Below are 2,254 nucleotides of genomic sequence, written 5' to 3' on the forward strand. Positions count from 1 at the left end.
GCCATCCCGCGGGTCAGACTTTGAGCTTTCTCAGACACCCGCCTGCGGGGGCAAACCCATCGCCGCGCCTGGCGGGCGTCCAAGAAACCTAAACAACAACAGACATTGGCGCACCTCCAGGAACAAGACACTCAGCGTGCCATGTGCAGGGCCGAGATCGCCCCTCGGCGTGTTCAGCGCATCGGGTCTTGGGCAGGCTGCACGTCAAATCAACCCAGTAATCTCGTTTGGCTGGATGAGAAATGGGGGTCACGTCAAATCCTGTAGTCAAGCTGATGCCACAAAGGTCTCAAAGGCCGGACAGCGACGATCAATCACCCTGAGATTGTTCCGTCGCGATCTCTCGATTACGGAGGATCGGGTGCGGAGGGGCGTGACGTATGCGGGCTTTGGTGCTGGCTCTGGCGATCCTGTTCGGGGCGCAAACGAGCCAAGCGGCTCACGCGGCCGAGGAGAACGGCGGGACCCTGCTCTATGTCGTCTCGCCCGTATTCGAGCACGACGGCCTGGCCGGTCTGAGCATTCGTTTCGACCTCGAGGCTGACGCCGACGGAGTGACCCAGCTCCACTTGCCGGATCGGTCGATGGGCAAGTCGGGGTTGTGGCGGCGCTTGGGCGACATCACCGTCGAGGGCGCGACCGACGTTCAGGGCGATGGGCCGGCGGTCCGTATCGTCCGATCCAGGCCACACACGCTCCTGACGGTGCGTTACACGCTGCGCTCCGGGCTCGCGCGCGATCCGACGGAGTCGGACGGCTATCCGACCGAGCCCTGGATCCGCCCGTCCTGGTTCTATGTCGACGGCGCCAGCGCCTTCGTGACGGTTGAAGGGCGCGAGGCGGCGTCGGTCGTCCTGCGGTGGCGGGACTGGCCCAAGGACTTCCATCTGGCGTCCAACCTGGAGCAGGGCGGCCGACGCAAGCCTCAGTTGGGCGTGCTGATCGGCGGGCGCGATGTACAGGTGACGCGGTCCGGCGATCTGCGCCTGGCCGTGCGTGGCGCATTCGGCTTTTCGGACGCTGTGCTGGCCCGCGAGCTGGAGACCATCCTTGGCCAGGAGCGGACGTTCTGGGGCGAGAGCGGCGGGCCGTATCTCGTGGCCGCCGCGCGGCTGGAGGAGGACGCTGGCGGCTATTTCACCGGCGTCGGCAAGGGCGACGCCTTCGCCATGGTGGCCACGCCCAGCATGACGCTGAACGACATGCGGGTGTTCCTGGCCCACGAGATTTTCCACACTTGGAACCCGCTGCGCCTGGGCCGGTCGGCCGGCGAGGCGAACTACTGGTTCAGCGAGGGCTTCACGGATTTCTACGCGCGGCGGCTGCTGCACCGGGGGCGGCTGATCAGCTCCCAGGCCTTTCTCGATCTGTGGAACGACATGCTGCGGGCCCATGACCTGTCGCCGGCCAGGGGCATGAGCGGGGCGCAGGCGGCCAAGGCTTTCTGGACCGATCCCGACGCCGAGAGACTGGCCTATCAGCGCGGCGCCCTCCTGGCGGCGATCTGGGACCAGCGTCTGCGAGCCAAGGGTTTCAGCCTCGACGTCGTGCTGCGACGCCAGGCGGTGGCGGCGAAGGGGCGCCCCGGCGCGGCGCTGGTGGGGTTGTTCTTGGAAGAGATGAAGGCCCAGGGCGTAGACGTCGAGGCCGACATCCAGCGCTTCATCGAGGCCGGCGCGCCGCTGGAGCTGCCGCCCGACGTGTTCGCCCCATGCGCCGATCTGGTCGAGAAGCGCACGCCCACCTTCGACCTGGGCTTCATCCCCAAGATGAACGAGCAGGGGCTGATGGTCGTCGAAGCCCTGCGGCCGGGCAGCGCCGCATATCGAGCGGGCCTGCGCGAGGGGATGGTCGTGGTCCGCAAACGGGCTGGGACCAACGGCGTCGCGGATCGGCCCTATGAACTGGAGGTGCGGTCGGCGGAGGGGGCGACCGGGGTCTTCAGCTTCCTGCCGGCGGGTAGCGGAACGGTCGTCTACAGGCAGTTTGTGCTCAGGGCAGGCGCGACGTTGGCGGCCTGCGATCTGGCGGCGTAGCGGAGCGGGTCGTGCGCGAGCACTTCCCCTCTCGCAGACAGCCACAAAGTCGCCTCTCCCCCCTCTCCGGTCGATCCGAGCGCCCTCGCCGCCGAGCCGGACCGCCGGCGGGGCAGCGCCATTGTACTAACCCGCTCGCGCGGGAGGGGTATTTGTTCGGCGCTGAGGGACATCGGGATCCTCCTGTCTGAAGAGGAACGTGGGTCGGCCACGTCCTC

General features: G+C 67.4%; 1 protein-coding gene. It reads left to right on the top strand.

The genetic code is table 11. From position 1 onward, the window contains the following. The first annotated feature begins 380 nt into the window (after positions 1 to 380). Entirely contained in the window at positions 381 to 2,036 is a 1,656-nt protein-coding gene (locus J2X45_RS20250) for a hypothetical protein (RefSeq protein ID WP_310218524.1), read from the top strand. Positions 2,037 to 2,254: the final 218 nt, after the last annotated feature.

It is taken from the genome of Caulobacter sp. BE264 (assembly GCF_031457805.1).
Taxonomy (GTDB): Bacteria; Pseudomonadota; Alphaproteobacteria; order Caulobacterales; family Caulobacteraceae; genus Caulobacter.

Bases quoted from the DNA above. Each gene is read 5' to 3' on its own strand.
- J2X45_RS20250 (WP_310218524.1), top strand. From the start codon at position 381: ATGCGGGCTTTGGTGCTGGCTCTGGCGATCCTGTTCGGGGCGCAAACG.